This window comes from Parvimonas sp. M20, assembly GCF_035282425.1.
Taxonomy (GTDB): Bacteria; Bacillota; Clostridia; order Tissierellales; family Peptoniphilaceae; genus Parvimonas.
This window is the reverse complement of record NZ_JAYKBQ010000108.1, coordinates 1-325: the sequence shown is the minus strand read 5'-3', so window position 1 is coordinate 325 and position 325 is coordinate 1. Positions and strand designations below refer to the sequence as shown.

Sequence of the window (325 nt, the reverse complement as noted above, 5' to 3'; positions counted from 1 at the left end):
GGATGCTGTCCCCGAGCATGCGGGAACTAGGCCAGTGGTAGGCATGCCATTACCGAATACCCTTGAGCATGTGTATGTGGCGACGGGGTATGCGTCAGTGGATGGGCCTATAGCATCGTTAACCAGCATCGACTCGGTCAAAATACCTATGACACCCGGGGAGACAGCTTTATCCGTTCTATTCAGGGTAAACACCCTGAATGCCAAGGGTTATCATGTCGTCTTTAAGGGTGTGGATAAGGCTAACATATGCCGAATGGGTCTCCGTTACCGTAAGGTATTCGAAAAAGAGATGTCTGAATACACTACCACAGGCGCTAAGGTA

1 protein-coding gene is annotated in these 325 nt (G+C 50.2%); it reads left to right on the top strand.

Annotated features, from left to right (window positions below):
- Positions 1-43: 43 nt before the first annotated feature.
- A partial coding sequence (locus VJI93_RS08600) for a hypothetical protein (protein WP_324009289.1) occupies positions 44-325 on the top strand: 282 nt, incomplete at its 3' end.